Origin of the sequence: Microcoleus sp. FACHB-SPT15 (assembly GCF_014849525.1) — a bacterium.
Lineage (GTDB): Bacteria > Cyanobacteriota > Cyanobacteriia > Cyanobacteriales > Coleofasciculaceae > Symplocastrum > Symplocastrum torsivum.
Genome location: NZ_JACJNU010000059.1, coordinates 114,418 through 139,083, shown reverse-complemented (window position 1 = coordinate 139,083; position 24,666 = coordinate 114,418). Strand labels below are relative to the sequence as shown.

The 24,666-nt window shown below is 47.8% G+C and carries 20 protein-coding genes; 9 read left to right on the top strand and 11 right to left on the bottom strand.

Translation table 11 applies throughout. From position 1 onward, the window contains the following. The first annotated feature begins 138 nt into the window (after positions 1–138). Entirely contained in the window at positions 139–717 is a 579-nt protein-coding gene (locus H6F98_RS23555; protein WP_192221143.1) for a hypothetical protein, read from the top strand. On the opposite strand, the gene H6F98_RS23550 is transcribed toward H6F98_RS23555, so the two are convergent. Both H6F98_RS23550 and H6F98_RS23545 read right to left on the bottom strand, forming a co-directional pair. Further along, positions 706–2,364 carry a PAS domain-containing sensor histidine kinase gene (locus H6F98_RS23550; RefSeq protein ID WP_192221142.1) on the bottom strand — a complete coding sequence of 553 codons (1,659 nt, stop codon included), beginning with the start codon at positions 2,362–2,364 and terminating at the stop codon, positions 706–708. The two genes, H6F98_RS23555 and H6F98_RS23550, sit on opposite strands and share 12 nt — an antisense overlap. A 315-nt stretch (positions 2,365–2,679) precedes the next feature. Then, the gene (locus H6F98_RS23545) at positions 2,680–3,147 is read right to left on the bottom strand and encodes a PAS domain-containing protein (protein ID WP_192221141.1); all 468 of its coding nucleotides are present in this window, start codon (positions 3,145–3,147) and stop codon (positions 2,680–2,682) included. Positions 3,148–3,345: 198 nt separating this feature from the next. On the opposite strand from H6F98_RS23545, the gene H6F98_RS23540 reads away from it, so the two are divergent. Further along, entirely contained in the window at positions 3,346–5,673 is a 2,328-nt protein-coding gene (locus tag H6F98_RS23540; protein WP_192221140.1) for an ATP-dependent helicase, read from the top strand. A 137-nt stretch (positions 5,674–5,810) separates the two neighbouring features. Continuing rightward, positions 5,811–6,446 (top strand): Uma2 family endonuclease, encoded by a 636-nt coding sequence (locus H6F98_RS23535; RefSeq protein WP_192221139.1) that lies wholly within the window; start codon positions 5,811–5,813, stop codon positions 6,444–6,446. 136 nt (positions 6,447–6,582) lie between these two features. On the opposite strand, the gene H6F98_RS23530 is transcribed toward H6F98_RS23535, so the two are convergent. The 9 genes from H6F98_RS23530 to H6F98_RS23495 all read right to left on the bottom strand — a co-directional run bounded on the left by H6F98_RS23530 (position 6,583) and on the right by H6F98_RS23495 (position 13,613). Then, positions 6,583–8,349, bottom strand: coding sequence for a CHASE2 domain-containing protein (locus H6F98_RS23530; protein WP_192221138.1), 1,767 nt, complete (start codon positions 8,347–8,349; stop codon positions 6,583–6,585). 156 nt (positions 8,350–8,505) lie between these two features. Continuing rightward, complete coding sequence (locus H6F98_RS34505) at positions 8,506–8,634, bottom strand: DUF6760 family protein (protein WP_313929934.1); 129 nt, start codon at positions 8,632–8,634, stop codon at positions 8,506–8,508. Between the two features lie 17 nt (positions 8,635–8,651). After that, positions 8,652–9,032, bottom strand: coding sequence for a phage tail assembly protein (locus tag H6F98_RS23525; RefSeq protein ID WP_192221137.1), 381 nt, complete (start codon positions 9,030–9,032; stop codon positions 8,652–8,654). A gap of 104 nt (positions 9,033–9,136) precedes the next feature. Next, complete coding sequence (locus H6F98_RS23520) at positions 9,137–9,481, bottom strand: hypothetical protein (protein WP_192221136.1); 345 nt, start codon at positions 9,479–9,481, stop codon at positions 9,137–9,139. A gap of 6 nt (positions 9,482–9,487) precedes the next feature. After that, positions 9,488–9,976, bottom strand: coding sequence for a phage tail protein (locus tag H6F98_RS23515; protein ID WP_192221135.1), 489 nt, complete (start codon positions 9,974–9,976; stop codon positions 9,488–9,490). Positions 9,977–10,031: 55 nt separating this feature from the next. Beyond that, positions 10,032–10,505 (bottom strand): phage tail protein, encoded by a 474-nt coding sequence (locus H6F98_RS23510; RefSeq protein ID WP_192221134.1) that lies wholly within the window; start codon positions 10,503–10,505, stop codon positions 10,032–10,034. Positions 10,506–10,536: 31 nt separating this feature from the next. Beyond that, on the bottom strand, positions 10,537–11,010 hold the full coding sequence (locus tag H6F98_RS23505; protein WP_192221133.1) for a phage tail protein: 474 nt from the start codon (positions 11,008–11,010) through the stop codon (positions 10,537–10,539). 171 nt (positions 11,011–11,181) lie between these two features. Beyond that, the gene (locus H6F98_RS23500; RefSeq protein ID WP_192221132.1) at positions 11,182–12,942 is read right to left on the bottom strand and encodes a phage tail sheath C-terminal domain-containing protein; all 1,761 of its coding nucleotides are present in this window, start codon (positions 12,940–12,942) and stop codon (positions 11,182–11,184) included. A 92-nt stretch (positions 12,943–13,034) separates the two neighbouring features. Continuing rightward, entirely contained in the window at positions 13,035–13,613 is a 579-nt protein-coding gene (locus H6F98_RS23495; protein ID WP_192221131.1) for a Pvc16 family protein, read from the bottom strand. Between the two features lie 343 nt (positions 13,614–13,956). On the opposite strand from H6F98_RS23495, the gene H6F98_RS23490 reads away from it, so the two are divergent. The 6 genes from H6F98_RS23490 (at position 13,957) to H6F98_RS32890 (ending at position 24,660) form a co-directional block, all read left to right on the top strand. Next, on the top strand, positions 13,957–15,072 hold the full coding sequence (locus H6F98_RS23490) for a sensor histidine kinase KdpD (RefSeq protein WP_192221130.1): 1,116 nt from the start codon (positions 13,957–13,959) through the stop codon (positions 15,070–15,072). 35 nt (positions 15,073–15,107) lie between these two features. After that, complete coding sequence (locus tag H6F98_RS23485) at positions 15,108–15,791, top strand: response regulator transcription factor (protein ID WP_192221129.1); 684 nt, start codon at positions 15,108–15,110, stop codon at positions 15,789–15,791. 61 nt (positions 15,792–15,852) lie between these two features. Continuing rightward, a complete protein-coding gene (locus H6F98_RS23480; RefSeq protein ID WP_192221128.1) occupies positions 15,853–17,130 on the top strand; it encodes a DUF4255 domain-containing protein in 1,278 nt (425 codons plus the stop codon). 27 nt (positions 17,131–17,157) lie between these two features. Next, positions 17,158–17,388 (top strand): hypothetical protein, encoded by a 231-nt coding sequence (locus H6F98_RS23475; RefSeq protein WP_192221127.1) that lies wholly within the window; start codon positions 17,158–17,160, stop codon positions 17,386–17,388. 10 nt (positions 17,389–17,398) lie between these two features. Beyond that, a complete protein-coding gene (locus tag H6F98_RS23470) occupies positions 17,399–19,426 on the top strand; it encodes an ATP-binding protein (RefSeq protein WP_192221126.1) in 2,028 nt (675 codons plus the stop codon). Between the two features lie 98 nt (positions 19,427–19,524). Continuing rightward, entirely contained in the window at positions 19,525–24,660 is a 5,136-nt protein-coding gene (locus tag H6F98_RS32890) for a DUF4157 domain-containing protein (protein ID WP_199348837.1), read from the top strand. Positions 24,661–24,666 lie beyond the last annotated feature (6 nt).

The following is a 24,666-nucleotide window of genomic DNA, read 5'->3' as shown; positions in this document are numbered from 1 at the left end:
TAGCTTTAATGGGATGAGGGAGAAAATTAAAAAATATCAGTTATTAGCTATGAAGTAATAAAACTTTTGCAACTGATAATTGATAACTTGTAACTGATAACTTTTAAGCAGTGGTGCAGGGTCATTACCCTAAAACGGATGAAAAAGTTTAAATCTTCCCTTTATCCCTTATTGGTTATTGTTTTATTCTTAGGACTCGCTGGAATAGGACTGGGATTATTTCGGTTCACCATTTCGATAGAGCCACAGCCACCAGATATCTCTTCACTACCAGAGATTGAGTCACCCAGAACGCCAGCAGTCGAGAAGGTTGAAAAGCTTCCGCCTGCCCTTCCAACGGTTTCGCCGACATCACCTACCCCAGTTGCCTCACCCTCCAAAAGTCCAGATCCAGAAGCGGTAGCCGCACGTCGAGGGGCTTTTCGAGTGAGTAATCCAACAGAACATCCTGTTCGTGTGGCGCTACTGGCACGGGCAACACAGTCCAAAGCTTACAAAGAGCCAGCGCACTGGGATTTTGCACCAATGGAAGGCGGTAGCCAAGGGCTGCTTCTCTCGCTGCCCCAAGACAATCTCCTGTTATCTAAGGGAGATATTTTGGTTGCTTTTGCTCAGGATGGCTCCCGCCGATATTGGGGGCCTTATGTAGTGGGTGAGACACCAATACCCGCTTGGAATCAACAGCAAGCCGAATGGCAACTGGTTTTACAGCCTTAAGGGTAGGGTTACAGTAAATGTTGTGCCTTTCCCAACAACACTATCGACAGCAATCTTTCCCTTGTATATATCCACACACTGTTTGACAATTGCAAGCCCTAATCCAGTTCCTTGGATTGTGCCTACATTAGTAGCGCGATAGAAGGAGTCAAACAAACATTTTGTGTCTTCTTTTGGAATACCAATACCCTGATCTTGAATCTGAAAAGTTGCTTCCTGCTCCTGACAAATTACAGAAAACCTAACTGTAGCGCCGTTAGGAGAATATTTAAGGGCATTCGTTAGTAAGTTGGTAAGAATATGCCGTAGCAGTTTGGCATCCAGAATAGCTAGAACGTCTTGGCATTCACTCTCGAAAGCGATTGTATGGCGCTCACCATCACTCAGTTGTAGATCTTCTACCAGCTCACGACAAAACTGCTCCAAATCCAGAGGTTCGGGATTAAACTCTAGTTTCCCAGCTTCGGCTTGCGAGAGCGTTAACACATCATGCAACATCTGGGTCATTTGCTTGACAGCGTTTTGAATGCGATGCAAATGAGTCAGTTGTGTCTCCTCACTCCATTTGTGCCAGTAACGTTCCAGCATTTCTGATGAAGAAAGGACAGTAGTTAGAGGAGTCCGAAATTCATGGGAAGTCGTAGAAAGAAAGCGAGATTTTAGTTCACTCAGTTCCTGTTCTTTTAAAAGCGCTTTGCGAACTTCTTCCTCTGCCTCACGTAGTGCTTCAAGTACTCGCTTGCGCTCAGTTAGAGACTTTTCTAACTCAGCGGTGCGCTCTTTGACTCGATTTTCTAGCTCTTCATTAAACTGCCGCAGCTTTTCTTCAACTTTTTTGCGATCGCTCAGATCTTGACAGAACACAAAAAAACCCAGAACTTCCCCTGAATTACTCAGATGTGGAACGTAGTCTATTGAGAGATGGCGCTGTTTTCCATCCTCAAACTTTAGAGCGTATTCATAACTAGCGTTATGACCGGATAGGGCTAATTCTATGTATTTTTCAATCTCTTGATACTTAAGTGGTGACATGAATTCTTCAACAGTTTTACCTAAAACTGCTTCAGAGGAAATCAGCGACCACTCCTCATATCGCTTGCTAATAAATCGGTAACGCTTTTGTGCATCTACATAAGAGACTTTCCCAGGGAAAGCGTCTACCAACAGTCGAACTGGTGACTGAACATCCTGAAACGACTCTTCTAAATTCTTGTCTCTCGTTAATTCTTCACAGATGAATAATAGGACTGGATTCTGATCTATTTGCTGTAAAACATCAAGGGTTAATTTTATTGCTGAAGTTCTACCCGTTTTGGCAACTAAATGAAACTCTCCAGCTACCTTTTCAGTTAAACCTTGAGCATACTTGGTCAAAGCTAACTGGAGTCTTTCTTGCTCTTCAGGATTAACAATAGTAAAAATTGATGTTTTGACTAATTCTTCGGCTGAATAATTCAGATGTTCACAAGCGAACCGATTGGCATCAAGAATTACTCCATCCATCGATACAGTAAGGCAGACACAGGAAATTTTATTGTATAAACCCTTATACCACTCAATCGGGATACTAGATTTCTCTTGATAGTCATTGGATCGAGTAGAGCTTTTTTGACTCTTCGCCTTGTCTGTATGGGAGGCATAATTCATATTCGTGAGAGACTATTTAAGTCAAAGTCACTACAACAAGCGGTAGTGTTGTAGAACATTAAGGAAGTAGGCATAATTAAACATAACTTGTCTTTCGGGAAATAGGAAGTGGTGAGAAAGTGGCTAGGTAAAGTTTCCTAATCGCTAATCACGCTCAACCAACAACGTTTATTTCCACCGAACTGACTTAGTTGGTTTTTGCACTTCCTGTTTCTGTCAAGCTTACGCTATCAAGACCAGGCTACAGCACTACCTAAAAACTACCCTCATTGGCTAGAGGATTCACAGTTCCATTTCTATAATCGTTGCCATTAGCTATGCTTCGGTCGCTTTTATCTGTTCTAAACTTTCCTCTAGACGCTTCTGCTCAATCGTGATGTCTTGGCAGATAACAAAGATGCCTTTAACCTCTGACAATTCATTGACATGGGGAACATAAGTTATCCAAAGATAACGTTTTTGACCATCGGGAAAGTTCAAAATGAAACCATACCGGACTTCCTTGCCAGACAAGGCTGAATCCAGATGCTGCTTCACATATTGGTAATCCTCTCCCATCAGCTCTTGGACTGTTTTACCGACAAGCTTATCAGAGGTAGTTTGATACCACTCCTCATACTGCTTGTTGACATATTGATAGCGCTGCTCGGAGTCAATGTAAGAGACTTTTGCCTCGACTGTATCTGATAAAGCCTGGACAAGACCCTTGTATCGTTCAATTTCTTCAGTTAGATCGAGCGCTTGATGAACGCGAACTTGCTCGCTCTTAAGATTAGAAACCATAAAAACACCTGAATAGTTTCTTCAACAATCTTCTAAATGATAGTCTTGAAGCCTTGATTTAGATCGAAGCCTACGTCACATAATGTATTTGCTAAGTATCCCTACTCATTAACCTAGCTTTACTAAATGCGATCGCTTTTTCAATAAGTACACCACGCTAGACTGTAGCTTACAGGTCGCAATGCCTAAAGCCTAGAGATGTCAAACGATACCCCCCAAAACCAAATTACTCGAACTCTTCCTCCACAAGTATTACGAGAGCGGGAATTGCAGCGACTCCGCGAGGGTTTGCGGCGCGGACAACAAAGCATGGCAGACTGGCAAGGAGGACAACTGGCGGTTTCTGCTGTACCAGGGGCAGGGAAGTCTACGGGTATGGCAGTAGCAGCGGCTTTTGCGATCGCACGTTACCAACTTCACAGCAAGCGTCAACTTGTCGTTGTTACCTTCACTCGCTCTGCCGCCGCGAGTATCAAAGCCAAAATCCGCGAAAATCTAAAGAAGCTTTACTTACCACAAAATAGCTTTGTTGTCTATACATTGCACGGTTTAGCGTTAAACATTGCCAACCGTTATCCAGAGTTATCAGGACTCAATCTTGGGAATGCAACCCTGGTGACACCCAACCAAAGCCATCGCTTGATTCGTGCTTGTGTTGAGCAGTGGATTGCGGCTAACCCTCGTCGCTACTCAACCTTATTAGAGGGGCGTCAGTTTGATGGGGAAGAAACAGAGCGGTTGCGGCGGCAGTCGGTTCTGCGAACTGAGGTATTACCAAGCATTGCCCAAATCGTTATCCATGAAGCGAAAAGCTCTGGTTTATTACCAGAGGATTTGTGGAGGCTATCTGAACAAACACCCGATGCTTATGAAACATTAGCGATCGCAGCGGGATTGTATGAACAATACCAAACTGTATCGCGATCGCGTGATTTCATCGACTACGACGATATGATTCTGGCAGCTTTACGGGTACTCAGAACCAACAACACCATCCGCCAGATTGAGCAAAACAAAGTCTTTGCCGTCTTTGAAGATGAAGCGCAAGACTCTACACCCTTACAAGCTGAACTGCTAGAAATCCTTGCTACTGATTCAAATAACCTAGAAGCACCAGCAAATTTAATTCGGGTTGGTGACCCCAATCAAGCGATTAACTCCACCTTCACTCCAGCCGACCCGATTTATTTCAATTGGTTCTGCGAAGACTGCCAAGCTAAAGAGCGTTTGGCAACGATGGATCAAGCGGGGCGTAGTACCCCAATAATTATTGATGCCGCCAACTTCGTCTTGAACTGGGTGAATCATTCTCAGTTGACAGGTGCCGAGCAAGCTTTTCGTTCCCAGATGATTCGTCCTGTGGGTGCCAATGACCCTCAAACAGATGCCAACCCTCAGCCAGTCGGTCGTGGTTTAGAAATCTATACTCCTAGGGACATTTATGATACTGTCCAACTCATAGGCGATCGCGTTGTTGAGTTATTTGCTGCAAATCCAGAGCATCGAGCTGCCGTATTGGTACGAGAAAATCGCCAAGGCAGTTTTGTTGCTCAAAAGCTTGATTATCTAAAGCGTCAGCACGGAATAGAAGTATATGATGTGCAAGGAAGCGATCGCCATTCCCACGTTCCGGCTGAAATGCTAGCGCTTCTACAATTCCTCGACCGACCCCATTCTCCCGATTACCTCAAAACGGCACTAGAAGTCTTGGTTCAGCGCCAGCGTATACCCACCCAAGACCTTAACGCCCTCGCCACCTTCCCAGAGCAATTCCTCTACCCTGGCCCCCTCGACCCCCAACAAACATCACCAGTCCGTCAAGCTCGGCGCTATTGTAGTAGTTTACTTCGCGCCCGTCTGGAACTCCCCCACTATCAGCTCATTTCCTTCCTCGCGCTGACTTTAAACTACGATCAATCGGAACTCGCAACGGCTGATAAATTAGCAGAACGGGTTGCAAGACAAACCCACGGCAACAGTTCCATGAGGGCAACCCTCAACGCTTTGACTGAAATTGTTACGTCCGAACGCTTTGAACCTGTAGAAACTGAAGACGCCGACTCCCGTTATCTCCGTGCAGGTCAACTCACCATCATTACCATGCACAAAGCCAAAGGACTGGACTGGGATTATGTCTTCCTCCCGTTTTTGCATGAAGACACGCTTCCTGGTAGTCCTTGGGTACCCACAGCATCCCAGTTTCTCGGAGACTTTACCCTCGCAGAAGTTGCTAGAGCGCAAATTCGCGCCAGTCTCCACCAACAACCTATCCCAATGGCAATGGATGCGTGGGAACAAGCCGGACATCTAAAGACGGCTGAAGAATTCCGCCTCCTCTACGTTGCCATGACACGAGCTAAACGCCTTCTGTGGATATCAGCCGCCGAAAAGGGGCCATTCCGGTGGAATACCTTCACAGGTCAAGCATCGGACAACTTGCAGCAGAAAAAGCCGTGTCCTGTGTTGCCAGCTTTAAAAAATCAGTTTCCTCAGTCTGTTGTTTCACTATCTACAGTGCCTAGTTGATCTTTTATGCTTGCGCTGAATTGATGCGTTAGTTCGAGGAAATTACGGTTTATCAAGGCTTTAAGAGGTCTATTCTACGAAATACAAATATCGTCTAATAAAGACGAAAAGCTGTTTCAGTTATTTGGTTTTAAACAATGGTTAGTAGTCTTTTTGAACTCATTGACGATCCACAACTCGCAAGCCTTGACGATCCAGAGGAGAGATTCACTAGAAGCGAGGTGAACTGGCAGCAATACGAAGCTGTGCTAGCCAAACTGGAGAACAATTCTCACTACCGTGTCACCTACTTGGATGGAGTATTAGAAATTGTGTCGCCGTCCCTAAGACATGAAAAACTCAAAAAACGTTTGGCTACCCTGGTAGAGTTTTATCTCCTTAAAAAGCGAATTAAACACACTCCAATGGGGAGTCCTACTGTTAAAAAGCGACTTAAAAGAGCTGGGGCTGAACCCGACGAATGTTACTGCATAGGAGAAGAGAAAAGCATCCCAGATCTAGCTATTGAAGTAGTTATTACTAGCGGTAGCATTGACAAACTAGAAACTTACCGACGTTTGGAAGTCACTGAAGTCTGGATGTGGAAAGTCAATCGACTTACGCTCTACCATTTACGAGAAGAAACGCCATCAAAGTTTTTGCAAACTCACGGATACGAGCAAATTACTTTAAGTGAGCTATTGCCAGATTTAAACATACCCTTACTAGAACAATGCGTCATGATTTCAGACCAGATTCAAGCGATTGATGAATTTGAGGAAGGCATGGGTTGACGTACTCTCCTCTCCACACTTTGGTAATTACTACCGAAATCAAAAACCCTGAACTCAGCTAGAACGGGGATTTTTTGCAATAAACACGCACTGGAGGATGGGATGTTGCCCTTGAATGTGCGATCGCTTACTTTACTCACGTCTCTACTTCGCTATCAGATTGAGCATTTGTCGAGTCCTGCGGCGTTACAGAAACGCCATGCTCCTTAAGGTTCCCCTCCTGATGAGTCCGAGTAGACCTCGATCGCGCAAGTAAGTTTTGCAGCCGCTGCTCCTTAGCTTGGGCTAGGCGTTGAGCTTTTGTCGTTTCAGGCTCCTTCTCTTCTCGTTCGAGGTCACTTTCAACTTGGTCTTTAATTTGTTGATACAGAGTATCCACATCTTTCATTCCAGAAGTTGAGGTTGAGATTGTCTGCGGTTGGGGAGCCTCCTCTAAGGGATGAGAGTCCAATACTTCTGTTGGACTGCTTTGCTGGCGAATCGATCTAGCTCTTCGCACTAAGTCCTCTAGGTAATCTGCCTGACGAGCTTTCTGTCCTTGCTCTGCCCCTAACTTGCCCCCAAGGACAAGTTGTTCTCTGAGTTGCTCGTAAATCGCTTGCGTATAACCTGCCTTTGTCGCTCGATCAATGAAGCCAACCCCGGCTGCAGTCATTAAAAGAGCGATCGCAGATGGTACCAGTGGTATCCAGCCTCCTTGGAGAAAGAGGAGATAAGGCAGTCCGTAACACAGGCTTAACGCAACACCACAAACGAGAAGAAACGGTAACGGACGCCGCAGGTAAAAGGCGATGATTCCTCCAACGAGTGACCAACCCCAAATCCACAGAATCTCACCCACCTCTGGTAAGTACCACAAGAGTGGACGCCCATCAAGAACAGCGCTGAGAATCTGGCTCGTTGCTTGAGCATGAATGACAACTCCTGGCATATTTCTGGTGGCTTCTTCGCTAGAAAGGTAGGGCGTCGCAAACGTGTCCTTAGCCACCTGAGAGGTATAGCCGATTAAAATAATCCGGTCTTTCACCCACGCCGGATCGACTTGCCCTTGCAAGACTTGGGTGATACTGACCTGGCGCACAGCCGAACTCGCCGAGCGGTAATTCAGCATTAGCTGATAATCAGGTGCATCCGCCTTAGCGTAACCCCCAGCATTTTCAGTGAGAGGAGGAAACACAACGGAGCCTAACTGAATTTCTCCACTCTCGGTTTGCTCCGGTACGATGCCTTTTGGTTCTAAATAGGTTGAGGCTAACTGGAAACTCAAGGATAGAAGCTGGTTGTCGGGGTCGGCATAATTGCACAGATGAGGCGTTCCAATGAGCTTAGAAGGTGGGGTTGGTGTTGAAACAAGAGCGATTCGTCGTATTGCTCGGTCTGGGTCTTGAGGGATATCGGCAAAACCAATCCTTTCGGGTGGAACACCTGGTGCGGCTGGTACACCAGGTTCAGTTGCAGAACTTAGGATGCAAACGGCAGAAATGCGATCGCTTTCCTTCAACAAATTAATTAACCTCGCCCGTCCTGCTGCTGGGCCTTGAGGCACATCACGACCAATATCAATACCAACCGCGCTGGGTTGATACCTCAAAAGTTTTTCTAAAACCTCAGCCAGTGTACCATCATGTAGCGGAAACTCTTTTCGCGTTTGGATGTCCTCTTCACTCACACCCACAACCAGCAGACGCTCATCCAACCCTTCATCAGGACGTGAACGAACAAAGCGATCGTATGCATCTAATTCCATCTCCTCCAGTGCCCCGAACTGCCGCAAAGTAACGATTAGACCCGTCAGGACTAAGCTGGTGAGGAGTACTGTTCCAGCAAACGCCTTGGTCGCTTTGCCTAGACGGCTATGACCAGATAATAGAGAGCGAAGGTTGTGAGCAAGTTGAGACACCATACAACTTCCATCTTTAAATTTAATGAAGACTCGGTGGTGGGAAGAACGCAAAGACGTGGAGATAGAACATTGCTCTAGTACAGTATTGAGTCTAAAGGTTCAAAAGAAACAGGCTTTGCGATCGCCCAAAATCTCGTATTGACTTTTGATTTCTAACTAAGCCATCTGCTGTCGAGCTTTCTGAATCTCAGCAACCCAGCGACGGCGTTCTGTATGTTCCAGATCCAAAATGTCTGTCAAAGACCAGTGAGCGTTTAGAGCCATATAAGCTACCTCCTCATACAGTTGAGCTAAGGGGTAGCTTATGACTCCCCCGACAGGGCAAACTCCACCTCAAACTGATGGGAGCATTCAGGACACTGAACAGGCTGAGACGATGAATCCTGCTGGTTGAGGCGATTGTAAAGTTCTCGTAAATAAGCGAGGTCTTGGGTAAATAAATTTTCTAATATCTCAGGCGTGACAGTCGTCAGACTTCCCAGACTCGAAATCACCTGTGCCAGGATTACCAACGTGCTGTAGGCGGGGTCATTTTTCACCCTCCTATCTTTTTGGGTCATCAGTTCATCTTTTGCCGTCGCTAGCCGCATCACCCCCTGACGATGAACAACGCCTGCCTCATCGACTAGACCTCTTGGCAGGATAAAATCAAATTCCGTAATAAAGACGCTCCGGCTAGACATGGAAGCATTGACCTAATCTGAAAATAGGTGTTAGGGGTTAGGTTGTAGGTGGTAGGGGAGAGGGATTTTCATCGCAACGTTAGTGAGCAACTGTTCATGGGTATTTAAGTAGGTAGTTGGGGAGCTGATTCTGGCGTTGTATTGGCTTGGGTTGGGTCAGTCTCCAGTTCGTTGATCTGGCGATAAAACTTTTGCAGATAATTCAAATCACAGGCAAAAAACCGTTCAACAATCAGGGGCGTAACCTCGTCCAAAGCGCCCAAGCGAGTAATTACCCGTGAGAGGATAATCACGGTTGCGTAGGCGGGATTGGATTTTACACGCGGATCGCGTAGTGGGACGATTTCATCCATTGCCCGTGCTAGTCGCATCACTCCCTTTCTGTGTAGATTTCCCTCGTCATCGAGATAGCCTTTGGGCAAAGTAAACTCAAATTCTGTCTGAATCATTTAGTGTTACTTGACCCGTATAAATTCATCAACAGCTAACTCCAACTCTTCAATTTCAAACTCACCGCTACCCGCCTTAAAGTCAGAGAGTTTGTAACTCGTCGGCCAAGCGCCTTGGAAGCGAAACCTGGCAGCTTCTTCCGCACCCTGAGTGTAGATAGTGATATCTCCATCTCTGCGTTGTTCCGACCATTTTCCTGCCTCGACTTCCGCAAACCAATCCCAAATTACCTTCGAGATGGTTAGCCCTCGACGCAGGATGATATTCTCGCTTTTGACATTACCGGGAAGTTTGGTACGGACAACGCGCCCCTTGCTGGTGCCATTTTTTCCCCATTTTTGGGGAGTTACCTCACAAATCTCTGCTACTTCCTGAGTACGCTTGAACCCTTGGCACTCCATGAAATAGCCATCTATGCGATCGTCACTACCATCGACATGAATTTCCAGGTAAAAGCGAGCGTTAGAGAGAACTTCATAAGTTTTTTCTGCCACAGCTTTACTCCCTGTTGAATTAGGACACGATTAGTGGTGAATTCACATTACTAAGCTACTTCACCCGATGAAGATTCTCGTAGACAAACTCTAGGGTTTCTGTTGCTAGGTTTGTACTACCTGCTTCCATTTTCGTTGACTTATAGCTTGCAGGCATAACTCCCGTGAAATTATAACGAATCGCCTCATCACCCCCTTGGTTGTACATAATGAGAGAGCCTGTTTTCCGTTCTCCTTTGGTCGCCGTACCACCTCCACTGATTGGCTCTGAGTGGGAGTCGTGGAACCATTTCATCAGTCTATCGTCTTCAACTGTAGAGACAAACTCCACAGTTATTTTCTTATTCTCTACCCCAGTAACAGTAGCCTGAATTCGGCTTTTTCCTCCTTTACCCACCCCAAACGATTTTGTATCTCCAGCCGTTTGTAGCGCGACTTCTACTCCACTAACTTTTTTAACAACCAAATCATCCAAGCCATCCAACTGAAAATAAAACTTGGAACAGGCGAGAATTTCTCCAGATGCCATAGGTTACCTCCTTATTCAATCTGTCTAGTTACTATTTCGCTCGGTTAATTTGTTCGCAGACAATTTCAACAATTTCAATGGCAAGGTCTTTGCTTTCAGATGAACATTCTGAAACCTTATAAGACTTCGGCCAAGCATTCGTTAGATTCCAACGCAAAATTTCTGTATCGCTGCTATCGTAACCAACGATTGAACCGTTTTTACGGCTGCCTGTCCACTGTCCATCTCCCCCTTCACTTTTGGGCATCACCGATTTTATCCAGTTGTAGAAGTCCATGTCTCCTTCAATCAGATACACTTCAATGGTAACGTTGGGATTTTCTTCAAATCCTGATGACGTGGACTGCCACAGTGTTTTTCCAGCTTTTGTAGATGCTAGGGGTTTTTCGTGTCCTGCTGTTTGTCCTGTGAATTTTACCTCCGTCACGCTTTTGATCATCTTCTCCGTGATGCCATCAAACTCCACGTAGAAACGACTAGTAGGGAGTGGTCTTAACTCAGGCATAATTGCTACTCCTCGTAAATACTTAAATCCTCAAGATAAAAGAAGGAAAAGGGGGAATGACGCTTAGTTAAGGGAGATAGGGGAGTAATTTCTTCCCCACCTTCTCCATCTTCCTTAACTAAAGTGCCATTCGGAAAAGGGAAAAAATAGGTTCTCCCCCTGCTTCCCCTGTTACTGATTCGGTGCCCACTGGCTAACCCGGAAGATCACAAATTCTGCTGGGCGCACTGGGCAAACACCGACTTCAACATACAACCGACCCATCATCATGGTTTCGGGGGTATTGAGTTGCCCATCGCATTTAACGTAGAACGCTTCAGCCGGTGAACCGCCAAATAAAGCCCCTTCACGCCAGAGTCGCTCCAAAAAGCTAGTGACTGTCCGCTTGACTCGCTCCCAAAGATCCATATCATTCGGTTCAAACACAACCCACTGCGTACCAATCTCAATGGACTTCTCAATGTAGCTCAGCAAGCGGCGGACACTGATGTAGCGCCACTGAATGTTGTCTGGCTCAACTAGGGTACGAGCGCCCCAAACTTTGTAGCCTCGGTTGTAGTTGGCGAAGTTACGGATACAGTTGATACCTATGGGGTTCAAGAGTTCTTGCTCCCGCATATTGGTTTCGTAAGCTAGACCAATTACACCACGCGGTGTTTCATTGGCAGGTGCTTTGAATACCCCACGGGATTCATCCGTGCGGCACCAAATACCCATCATGTGACCGCAGGGTGGCACCATAATCGGACGTCCTGCGTTGCGGGGATTGGCGACTTTAATCCACGGGTAGTAGAGTGCGCCAAACATGGAACGGCGGTTAAAGTCCTTAAGCCATTGAGCGACGTGTTGAGGCTTTTGCTGTTCGGGAGGAACTGCACGATTCTCATCTTTGCCGATTTTGACCGGAGGGGTATCTAAAACCGCCATCCGATAGGCTGGGCCAGGGAAGGAGTTTTCACAGAGGCTCAGCATCATTTCCATGACGCCGTGAACCTGCTCTAAATTCATCAAACCAGCTTGGTAGACTCGCATCAGGTCTGGGCAAGCAATCATGGCGACTTCGTCAATCTCAAAAATCCCTTGAGTGCCCGTGCGGTCATCGCGTTGCCCTTGCAAGTCTCGTGAGAAGTTCTCTGGACTAGAGATATAAGGAGGAGGAACTAATTCATACGCTCCCAAACCGGGTCGTCGGGATAGGCTGTGTCCCAGTGGCGAGATGTCAGTTACTGTGATGTATTCCGAATCCTGGAGTGCCGTCACGACATAATCGGCGACCTGGGTATCGACATCAATCTGGGGATTGTTCGGCTCATCTGGGTTGTGCCGTTTTACCCCCATTGTCAAGTGGTCGTAGCGTTCAAGGACTTCATCTCCTTGACTGACAATGACACTGAAGAATTCACCTGTGTTTAAAGGAGGTGTAACATCGTCGGGCGCATCGTCTGGGAGAGGTTTGGGTTCACTTTCAACTACGGATACCTTGAGGCGTCCTTGATCTCCTCCAGGGAGAGCAAGGGTTGAGTTGTCATCATTACCCTCTATCTGCCTGATGCCGAAGTGCAACGAGGGGCGATTGCCGGAACTGATCAGTTTAATGCCAGTTTCTTCCAGTGATGGAGGGTTCGCTCCAGGTAGCTTGGTGCCGATACTCGTTACCCAACAGCGACCACCTCCATTCATAAACCAGCCTTGGACGGAGAAGGGCAAATAGGCGTTGAAATCGGTGTACCCATCGGAGCCTGGTTTGGCGAAGTACTCCAGATACTGGCTCCAGTTGGTGACCATCATCGGCTTAAACATCTCGGCATCACCCCGGACATCTTCGGTGAAGCCGATAAACCCAGCAACACTCATGCTGATGCCCTCGATTGGGCGACTACCACGGTCTACCTCTTCGACGTAGACCCCAGGAGCAAAGTAATCTAGTGCCATGCTTGACTATCCTCCGTTGGGAATTGGGTTAAGAACTACTAAATTGGGCGGTTTGTAACTTGACATCGGGTGACATTTGCTGTACGTCCACCTTAGGGAGGTAACTGTAATGCCCTAGATCCGTTTGTGCCAGGTCTAACTGCCCGGAAAGCCGCCTGGGGGGATGTCGAGGCTCGACAGGTAAACGGAACGGCGACCGTTACGTGTAGGGCGGGACGGAGGGGAACCCCCAAAGCCCTCCAAAGCGCGGTAATATCCACCAAGGCTCTGGTGGAAACCTGTATTGGTAGCGCACCATGCCCCCTCAACCCTGGTGCTAATGCTTCCTCTGGAAGAACGCGGTAATTCAAGAGCATTTGTAGCGCTTCTGAAAGTAGACGCTGTTCACCTAAAGCCGTACAGTCCCAGGCACTAATTAAAAACGACAAATCGAACCAGCGAGGTGAATCAGGTTCTGGAATGTCGAGTAATGGCTTCGAGTCAATCCTCAGTGATTGATGACCTAAAGATTGGATTAGGCTGCTTTCCCGGACATCGTAACAGTAAAGGTTGAGGGCTGGTCTGACGTTTGGGTGAATTTGAGGATGGCTGAAGTCGATTAGTTCCTTGCTGATTAAAGAAGTGCCGTTAGACAAAATTTCTGCCAACGTCTGAACAACAGCAGGAATCATAGACTTGGGGGATAAGCTACTCAAGCCTAGATTAAAGAGGTAAAAGCCGCTTGGTTATTAGACTTTAGTCGAAACTTTATAGGGACGAGTCTGACTCGATTAGAGACTTTTAAAAGAATGTTTCAATTAAGTGCGATCGCTGTTTCCTGCCACTATACTTAAGTTCTAAATTTCTAGCTGCTTCCGTAAAACCGCCGCAGAACAGGAGCATTCTGCTCCTGAATTTATCTGTCGGGAGAACAATGTCGGACAACTCCTGAGCTTTTTAAAAGCGATAGTCTGGTTGAGTCAGCAGACGAAGCCAGTTGATTTTGATATGTCTAATTAGATTTGGTAGCACTCTATGCGGGTTGAGTCACAGTGGAGGATTCCAGCAGCTCTTGATGTATCTTTACCGTCTTCATTGATGCATCTTCAAACAACTTATCAGTTCTACCTTGATGAGTTGGCAGCACAGTTACCTGTAGTGGCGGCTTGGGGAGTTTTTCGTTGTCCTGAAACAGGGAAATATCAGCGGGTCGCTTATTACGAGCGAGGAACCCCTTGCTTTGTTCCCGCCATTATTGCTTACTTGGAATCAGAGCAATGGTGGGACGATTCCTTGTCCGCTTTCAAGCTCTCTGAACTGGCGTTAGATTTGGACTGGAAAACCTATGTCTGCAATTATACTCAACAGCCAGCAGATCCTGAATATCTCTTAATCTGGTCATCTGAGCCTTTATCTCGACTCCAGCAGTACTGTATCGAGCAGCAAGCTCGGATATTCAGGCATCACCTGGATACTTATCAAGAGCGTTCCCGCCAGTCGAGAAGCATTCAACTTTTAGAGCAGACGCTCCAAAAAACTGAGCATCAACTTCGTAGTCCACTAGCGCTGATTGCCCTTCATGCCGACTTACTTTCTCTCAGTTTGCCCCTAGGACAACTACGCTCTCAAGCCCAAAGCATCCGAGAAACGGTGGATGAAGTGAGTGTCAGCCTAACTCAATTGACCAACTGCGGACTGCGATCGCGTTTGCAACTGGACTACTACGATTTGCGGGAAATTTTGGAAGAGAGTATTGCCGGGTTGCAGCCTTGGATACAGCAAAAACAATTGCGGATAGACTACCCAGTAACTCCCTTAAAGCTTAAGGTAGACCGCTGGCAGATCAAGCAGGTTTTGAGCAATCTTCTCAGTAATGCCGTACAGTTTAGTCCGCCGAGAGCAGTAGTAACCTGTCGCTGGCAAGCCTTTTGTTCAGAAGTTTTAATTGAAATTTGTGACAAAGGTTCGGGATTATCTGCCGAGGACGTGAAAGAACTGTTTACCCCTTTCTATTCTCGCCGTCCTGGGGGAACTGGGTTAGGTTTAGCGATCGCAAAGAAAATTGTCCTAGACCATCAAGGTAGTATCTGGGCTGACAATTTGCCTGAGGGCGGAGCGCAGTTTTCCATCACCTTACCCCGATCTGCCTAGAGGGTTCTGTTGTAACTATAAGCTTGGGAGGCGTGATGAAAGTGAGTGCATCACAACTGATTTCTGTTCTTTTAGTCGATGATGACCCGCGTTTCCGTCAAGGTGTGCAGACGCTGTTAGACTTCTACAGTACAAACGGAGCCATGCAGTTTAATGTTGTCGGTCATGCGGCTTCAGTGGAGCAAGCATTGAGCTTAACGGTAGAACAGTCGCCTGCCTTGACGTTGCTGGATTTAGAGTTGCCTCCTGATAATGGCATTAGCTTTCTTGCTAGACGACGGGACTTGACTCAATCTGGTAAAGTCATCGTCTTATCGGCTCACCAGGAAGATGAATGGGTCTTTCGTGCCATGCAGGCAGGAGCGAGTGGTTATGTTTTCAAGCAGAATCTCTCGACACAACTATGTGGTGCGATCGCAACTGTCCTCCACAATGAGGTGTACTTGTCTCCAGAAGTTGCGGCTGGCTTTTTCCGTTTATTTCATTTTTACGCAGGGCGATCGCTCGAAGCCTGTCATTCAGCTAACCTAACCGAACGGGAGCAGGAAGTTTTACACTGGTTAGTCCAGGGAGCCTCTAACGAAACCATTGCCCAACAGCTTCACATTACCGTTGCTACTGTTAAAGCTCACCTGACCGCAATTTTTGAAAAATTAGGAGTAACTAGCCGTACCCAGGCAATTGTACGCGCCCTCAAACTGGGTCTTGTTTCAGCCTAATCGAGAAGGCTGCGTTCGTTCTGCTTTCTCTCCTCCTTCTGCCTATTGCCTTCCGCCTTTTATGAGCAACCACTTAGCGATCGCCACTGTTACAGCCACCCTACAGAGAACTCTCCAAGTTGCGGTGCAGACTGACGTGGAGGGCGCAAGAACGACAACCCTGCGACCCAGTGATATCGGTAACGGCACACCGGAAACGGGTGTCAATATTTTTCTCTATCAGGTCATCACCAATCCAGCATTAAATAATATAGATGCCACGCCCTTTCGCTCCAAGGGAAACCCAACAAAACGCCAAGCCGCTCTCGACCTCTACTACATGATGAGTTTCTACGGGAACGACAACGAGTTAATCCCGCAGCGCCTACTGGGTAGCGTTGTCCGCACCCTCAACGATCGGCGGGTGATTACCCAAGACATGATTCGTAGTACCTGTGAGGATTCCACGTTCATATTCTTAAGGGATTCTAATCTGGCTGACCAAATCCAGCAGATGAGCATTGTACCGATGGATCTGAATTTGGAAGACCTCTCCAAGACTTGGACGGTGTTTTTCCAGACTCCCTATGTCCTATCGATCGCTTACAAGATACTCGTGGTGCTGATTGAGGGGCAAGAGGCTCCCCAACGAGCTTTACCAGTACGCGATCGCCGAGCAGCTTCCTTTGCTCCGTTTGCCAGTCAGCCACTAGTTGAACAGGTGATTTCCCAAGCGGGTCGCTTTGACGCGATTCGAGCGAATAGTACCCTACTCATTCAAGGAAAGCAACTTAAAGGAAACAGCTTCACCCAGGTTCGCATTTGTGGCGTTGAGGTGACTCCCCCCGAAGTTAGTTCAACTCAGATTACTCTTCCTCTTTCTAGCTTGCCAGCCAATACCTTACGAGCAGGGGTACAAAGTCTCCAAGTGATTCACCCCATCTCGATTACTCCAGAACCGGGAGCGACTCGCGGACGGCGAGGCGCTGAGTCCAATGCCGCACCCTTTGTCTTACGTCCCACTATTACTGAAATTAGTGTCTCAGAGATGGAGGGAACTGATGACGATCCACGTTCAGGATTGTTGAGCATTCAGGTCGATTTCACGGTTGGTCGTCAGCAACGGGTAGTTTTGACGCTCAATGAATGGTCAACGGCTAATCCTACCGCTTATATTTTCGATGCCGAGCGACGGGATACAGAAACGCAATCGGTGACAGTTCCTTTTCAGGATGTAAAACCTGGAGAGTATCTAGTGCGCTTACAGATTGATGGAGCAGAGAGCCAGTTGGAGGTGGATAACACTGAGGGTAGTCCAACTCAGGGTTGGTACATCAGTCCGAGGGTTTCGCTTGTCTAAAGCCGCTTTATTAAGAAACAGAACATCATGAATGAAGATTCGCTCAAGCAACGTATTAATCTGGAACTGGAAAGCATTAGCTGGAACCAGCTCACTGAAGTAGGGAATCAAGCGGTGAAGTTGGGGTTGATTGCGGGTCATGGGTATCACAAGGGTCAGTACGAAATTCTCCGGCAGGGAAAGGCGCTACTGATGTCTCCAGATGAAGCGCTCAAGTATTTGCAAAACTTGATTCAGTCCCTTCAAGAGGGGACGTAGGGGAATTGTTATGACTGCACCAGCGTACACGGAATCTACAAATTGGCGTGAAGCGAACCAGCATTACTTGATGCAGGCGATCGCTTTGGTGCGTGAGGTGCTAGAACGTCAGGCGGGGAGAGACACAGGCACACAAGGGGAGAATTTGAAACTAGATTTTCCCTATCCTTCTCTGCCTGCACCCGCATTGGAGCAACTCTGCACCATCTTTGGTCTGTCGTCTTTTGAGCGTGATGTACTGCTGTTGTGTGCTGGCATGGAACTGGATGCATCTTTTCCAGCTTTGTGCGCTGCTGCTCAGGGAGACTCACAGCGTACCTATCCTACCTTCAGTCTGGCGCTAGCAACTTCAAGCACACCACAGTGGAAGGCGCTGATGCCTGCGTCTCCCTTACGTCGATGGCGAATGATTGAAGTTGGGACAGGCAGTGCCCTCACTCTTAGTCCTTTAAGGATTGACGAGCGTATTCTGCACCATCTCACAGGTTTGCAATATCTAGATGAGCGATTAGCTGCGATTATTGAGCCGTTGCCGAAGTCAGGAGAGTTGGTGTCGTCGCATCAGCGGTTGGCAGAGCAACTGGCAGCAACATGGTCACAAGCATCAGGGATATCGGGCTTGCCACTTGTTCAGTTATGTGGTGAGGAAACGGCTAGTAAACGAGCGATCACATCGGCAGCTTGTGAACTGGTTGGGTTGAAGTTGAATGTGATTAACGGTGTAGCGATTCCGCTCAATTTTAGTGAACTCAATCAACTAAAACAGCTATGGGAGCGGGAATATTGGCTGAGAGCGAGTGCGCTGTTATTAGATTGTGATGAGTTGGATCTAAGTGATGCGGTACGAGAAAATGCGATCGCGCAGTTGAGTGAGAGCATTTCCTCTCCGCTAATTCTTACCAGTCGAGAAAGAAGGCGATCGCGTTTGCGTCCCCTCATCACGTTTGATGTTCAGCCACCCAGTACGAACGAGCAGCGTATGCTTTGGCAGTCTACCTTGGGTGCGGCAACATCCAGTCTCAATGGGCAGGTAGAGACATTAGTTTCCCATTTCAACCTTAGCGCCCCTACTATTCACGCGATTTGCACTGAAGCTCTGGGACGGCAAGCTCATGAAGCACTCAGCATCGACTCCTCACTCAGCACTCAGCATGGGCTACCCCCCGCTACGCCAACAGAACTCAGCACTATTTTGTGGGATACCTGCCGTTCTCAATCTCGCCCCCGCCTGAATGATCTAGCTCAACATATTGAATCTTCTGCCGTTTGGGATGACTTAGTATTACCAGAGCGAGAGCGTCAGGTTTTGCGGGACATTGCCGCTCACGTCCGGCAACGTGCCAAGGTATATGAAGGCTGGGGGTTTGCTGGCAAGAGTGGGCGTGGATTAGGCATTAGTGCCCTGTTTGCGGGAGCCAGTGGTACGGGCAAAACAATGGCAGCGGACGTACTCGCTCGTGAATTGCGACTCGACCTTTACCGCATTGACTTAAGTTCCGTTGTTAGCAAGTACATTGGGGAAACGGAAAAGAACCTGCGGCGCGTATTTGATGCAGCAGAGGCGGGTGGGGCAATTCTGCTGTTTGATGAAGCCGATGCCTTGTTTGGTAAGCGCTCTGATGTAAAAGATAGTCACGATCGCTACGCCAATATGGAAGTCAGCTACCTGTTACAGCGGATGGAAGCCTATCGAGGGTTGGCAATTTTAACAACTAATTTGAAGGATGCCCTGGATACCGCCTTTCTGCGCCGCATCCGGTTTATTGTCCGCTTCCCCTTCCCAGATGCCAGCCAACGGGCGGAGATTTGGCAGCGCATCTTTCCCAGTCAAACGCCCACGGAGGATTTGGATGTGAAGAAGCTGGCGAAATTGAATGTCGCGGGTGGGAATATCCGCAATATTGCACTAAATGCTGCCTTTTTTGCGGCGGATGCTGGGGAACCCGTAGGGATGAAACACCTGTTGCAGGCAGCTCAAAGTGAATATGTCAAGTTGGAAAGACCCCTAACTGACGCTGAAGTGAAAGGTTGGGTCTAATGCTTGTTAATATTTATTCGCCTTTCGGCTACTGTTTGGGGCGGATAATCCACACTACTATGAAATCACCGCTCTAGGCTGAGAGGCTCTCGTTGGCTATGGATACCCGACTGCAAAATCTTTCCAAAGCTCCGTCCCCGTCCTCTTCGCCTGTGCAGACGGGCTTATTTCAGTCGCGCCCTTCCTTAGAGCCAGAGCAAGAATCGGCTGACGCGATCGACTCGTTACACCAACCCCCAGACTTACAAACTCAGCTAGACACAGCAGCCCGCTTTGGTCACAACTTTAGTCGAGTGCAGGTACAGAGCCAAACGCCTGCGGTAATTCAGCAGCAACCCATCAACGAACAGTCAGAAGAGCAGCAGGACGAGCAGGAATCTGACTCGGTGGTAGAACGGGACAAGATAATGGCTCCGCCTGTAGGCAACCCAATTCAACGGGAATCATTTGAAGAAGAGCCGATTCAGATGATGCCTCAACTGGGCTTGCTCTCCCCACGCATTCAACGGGAATCATTTGAAGAAGAGCCGATTCAGATGATGCCCCAACTAGGCTTGCTCACTCCACGCATTCAACGGGAATCGTTGGAAGAAGAACCGATTCAGATGCAGCCTCAACTGGCTATGCTGCAACGCTTGCCGCAAGAGGAAGACGAGTCGCCGATTCAAATGATGCCTCAGCTAGGTATCATCCAACGCCAGGAGGCAGAGGTAGACGAAGAACCGATTCAAATGCAGCGGATTCAGCTTAAGGTTGTTGTTGGGCAGCCAGGGGATAAGTACGAGCAGGAAGCTGATTCGGTGGCGGCTCAGGTGATGTCTATGAGCGCACCAACGGCTAACTCAGGGTTAGTTCAGCGTCAGGGTGAGGAGGAAGAGCAAGATCCACTGGTGCAAAGGTCGCCCTTGGCAGCTTCTATCACTCCCTTGGTTCAGCGCCAAACGGAGGAGCAAGAGGAACCGATTCAACCCAAGTCGTTGCTGCAACGGGCAGTGGCAGATGGTAACGCTGAGGCGGGTAGCGACTTGGAGAATAAGCTGAGTAGCAGTAAGGGCGGGGGGAGTCCTTTAGCTGATGACGTGCGATCGCACATGGAACCTCGCTTTGGTGTTGATTTTAGCTCGGTGCGGGTGCATACGGACTCGACTGCCGTCCAGATGAACAAGGATTTGGGAGCGCAGGCGTTTACTCATGGCAGTGATATTTACTACGGGGCAGGGAAGTCTCCTACAATTTCTGACTTGACGGCTCATGAGTTGACTCATGTGGTGCAGCAGACGGGAGCGAAGAGACTCCAGCAAAAACCTGTCACTATGCGCTCAAATAAAGAAACCCTCCAGGCTAAAATTAGCCCTGCATTCTCTTTTAAATCCCCAACTGGCGAAGCAATACAGCTAAAGCAAGCTCCCGGCTCTCCCCAAGGCGACCCCGCTTTCCAGGCAGTTGTTAACAAAACTCAGGGTATAGCCTCACAGCAAAAAGCCCATCCTCCCGCTAAGACTAAGACAAATGAAGCACAATCCGCTGCCCAACCACCCGCTAATGAGGTAGAAAGCAAAGCCCAGGACAAGAAGGTTCAGGAGATGAACCAGCAGAAGCCTGGACAATTCAATGCTGGGGCTTTTAAAGCAGCGCTGATGCAAAAGATTGCTGCCATTACTCCCCAAACCCTCGAAGAAGCGGACAAGTTCAAAGAAAACAACAAAATCGACTCAGTGAAGGGTGAGGTGTCCTCGAAGGTTACAGAGGAGAAAAAGCAAGCCTCTGGGCCAGTTGAAGAGAAAACCAAAGAACCACTCAATACCAACGGCATCACCCCCAAACCCGTTACCCCACTGCCACCCAACCCGGCTGGCGCAAAACCTGGAGATGTCGGTGCGGCTGAAGCTGCACCCAAGCCCAAGGATGGCTCTGAGGTGTCTTTGCAAGAGGGCAGCAAATCCATTGACGAGCAGATGGCTTCTGCCGATGTCACTGAGGAACAACTCAAAACATCAAACCAGCCAGAATTCCAGGGAGCTTTAGCCGCCAAGAATACAGCTCAGGCTGATGCCACTAAAGCACCACAAGATTATCGCCAGCAAGAGCAGGCAACGTTGACGCAGGCGCAAGCCCAAGCGCAGGCTACCGCTTCTACACAGTTGGAGGGAATGCACGGTAGCAAGGAGAAGATCTTGGCGCAGGTGCTGGGCAACCAGAGCGAAGCCAAAGGGCAAGATGAGCAAAAACGCGCTGAGGTTGCTAACCACATTCAAGGAATCTACAACACCACCAAGCAGAAAGTCGAAACGGCGCTCAGTCAGCTAGATACAGATGTCAATACCCAGTTCGATCAGGGGGCAGGGGCTGCCAAAACCCTGTTCGAGAATCACGTTGACCAGCAAATGAAGCTCTACAAAGAGCAACGCTACAGTGGGGCAACAGGCTGGGCAAAATGGCTCAAGGACAAAGCAATGGGTATGCCCAGCGAGGTGAATGTCTTCTACCAAAAAGGCAAGGAACTGTACCTTGCTAGCATGGGAAAAACCATTGACCAGATTTCCAACTTAGTCTCAACAAAGCTAAATGCCGCCAAAACAGAGATTGCTAATGGCAGGCAGGAAATCCAGAAGTACGTTGCTGGTTTAGACCCATCCCTCCGGCAAGTGGGGCAGGAAGCGGCGCAAAATATTCAAGGTAAGTTTGATGAGCTAGAGACTAGTGTCGATAACAAGCAAGATGAGTTGATTGACTCGCTGGCACAGAAGTATAACGACAACCTCAAGCAACTGGATGACCGCATCAATCAAATGAAGGCGGAAAATCGCGGCTTGGTGGACAAAGCCAAGGACGCGATCGCTGGGACAATCCAAACCATCATGCAATTGAAAGATATGCTGATGGGCGTGTTGGCAAAAGCCGCAGGTGCGATTGACAAGATTATCAAAGACCCCATTGGTTTCTTGGGGAACCTGATTTCCGGAATCAAGCAAGGCTTCCAGAACTTTGCTGGCAATATCTCGCAGCATCTCAAGAAGGGGATGCTAGCTTTCCTAACGGGTGCTTTAGCAGGGGCAGGCATTACGATGCCAGAGAACTTTGACCTCAAGGGCATCTTTAGCCTCGTGATGCAGGTTCTGGGTGTGGTTTATGACGGCATCAAGTCACGAGTCATCAAGGCATTGGGCAAGAACGGAGAGAAGATGTTCACTGCCCTGGAATCAAGCTTTGAGATGTTCGTCATCTTGAAGAATGAAGGAGTTGGGGGTCTGTGGCAGTTCATCCAGGATAAGATTGGCGACTTGAAGGCGATGGTGATTGACACTATCCAAACCTTCGTGGTGGAGAGCGTGATTAAGGCTGGGGTGATGTGGGTTCTGAGTTTGTTGAACCCAGCTAGTGCGTTTGTCAGAGCGTGTAAGGCGATTTATGACATCATCATGTTCTTTATTGAGCGTGGCAGTCAGATTGCTGAGTTGGTGAGTGCGGTTACTGAGTCGGTGGCAGCGATCGCGTCGGGTGCTGTCGGTGGGGCGGCGAAGTTGATTGAGAATGCCCTGGGTACATCGCTACCCGTGGTAATCAGCTTTATGGCGAGTCTGTTGGGCTTAGGTGGCATCAGCGAGAAGATTGAGGGAGTTATTAAGACGGTGCGTGCGCCGATTGATAAGGCGATCGATTGGTTGATTGCTCAGGCTGTGAAGGCGGCGAAGAAACTGAGCGGATCTAAAGTTGGACAAAAGTTTAAAGCAGGTGCGGCTAAGGCAAAAGATTTGAAAGACCGGGGTGTGAAGAAAGTTAAAGATTTGAAGGAGAAGGGTAAAGCTAAGCTTCAAGACTTGAAAGAACGTGGCAAGAAAAAGCTTCAGGATGTTGGTAAGAAGTTTGGTTTTGGAAAGGATAAGAAGGGTAATAAGGAGCAAAAGGGCAGCAAACTCAAGGACACTGAAGTTGGCAAAACAATCAATTTCAATGCCGAAAGTGAGAGCCATCGTCTGTGGATTACTACTCAAGGAACTTCAGTCACAGTGATGGTTGCCAGTTCACCTGGTTCTGTAGAGGCGAAGCTGAACGAGTGGGACGGGAAGTTAGACACCCTAGCAGAAGACAAACGTCCACAGGCTAAGACGTTGTTGGCAACAGCTCGTCAACACCTGGGTAATACTCAGAAAGAAGCCCAGGAAGCAGCTAAAGAAATCCAAGAAGCTAAACAAAAACCCAACGATCAGGCAGTAAGCGAGGCTGAACAAGCAGATAATCAAGCCGAGGCTGCAGAGCAAGTACTAGCTCAGACGATGCAACAACTATTCCATTACTTTGGCGATCAAGATAGTAAATTAGCTGAGTTTTTTGGCGTAAAAGAACCATTTAATGCAGGTAATGGCGAATCTCACTCCATCTACTACGAAGATCGGGGTGGGCAACCAACACTTATCGTTGCCAGTACACCAAGATCTATCTATGATTTCCTGGATTTCTATACAAACGAATATGATGTTAAGCCTCAATCACCTAAAGGAAAGTTGATTGTAGAGATCCGTAGCTACTTGAAGCAAGCCATCGAACCGGTGGTTACAGAAGTAAATGCAACGGAGAAGAAAAAGGACACTGCAACACAGAACAGCAAGCAAAGGGAACTACTAGAGAAAAATAAGGTACTTGCAGAAAAGCTGCGGGAACTCCTGGCTGGAGATCGAGATGTCGGTAAGATAATAGATAGTTATCTATTAGAAGGATTGACCGCAACATACTCTGGCATGCCTAACCCCCATGGCGACCAACTCACACCCGACCACCAACCCCAGGCAGCTATTCTTGAATGGGCTGCAGAACAGGACTTTTTCGTCGTCAATGCAAGTGGCAATATGGTGCGTCGAGCGGCAGGTAGAGCTCGTCAAGGGTATGCAATTAACTTGCATGAAAACCGTCATAAGGAAGGTAGAACCTATGGTCCCAAGGGCGGTCAGACTAAAGATTCTTTTATCAATAAAGCTACTAACAAATTAGTTGGTGTTAAGGCAAATCAGAAAAAACGTGACATCGTGGTCGATTTAATGAAAGTTGAACTCGCTGCTGATGTTGACGCAATGAGAGGTGTTGTAGGACGTGGTAACACTAATTCTGTCTGGGATGACATCGATGCCTTAAATATTACCCAGAAAGAAAAGAATGACTTAATCAATAAGATCCGAACCAATGTCTTAAGTGGTGAAAATCAAATTGCAAGTCAAGATATGGAAAGTCTAAAGAATTAAGGAGAT